Source organism: Achromobacter sp. GbtcB20 (assembly GCF_019091095.1).
Classification (GTDB): domain Bacteria; phylum Pseudomonadota; class Gammaproteobacteria; order Burkholderiales; family Burkholderiaceae_B; genus Achromobacter; species Achromobacter mucicolens.
Genome location: NZ_JAGXJZ010000907.1, coordinates 1 through 235 on the forward strand (window position 1 = coordinate 1; position 235 = coordinate 235).

The 235-nt window shown below is 68.1% G+C and carries 1 pseudogene; it reads right to left on the reverse strand.

Features of this window, described 5'->3' with window-relative positions:
• Nucleotides 1-235, reverse strand: a pseudogene (locus KVT32_RS31590) (hypothetical protein); the annotation flags it as partial.

Sequence of the window (235 nt, forward strand, 5' to 3'; positions counted from 1 at the left end):
CTCGAAGATCTGGCGCAGCGGCGCCTCGCGGAACTCCAGGCTGATCGGCTTCCTGAAGGAGGCGGCCAGCGTGGTCTCAAGCGCCGGCGCGGCCGCCTTTTCGTCGACCTCGTTCAGCATCAGGCGGGCGCGCTCGTGGCCCGGGCGCTCGGTCAGGATCGCTGACAGTTTCTGGCGCGCTGCCTCGTAGTCCTTTTTTTCGACGTCCGCCGTGGCGGCATCGAGCATGGCGCTG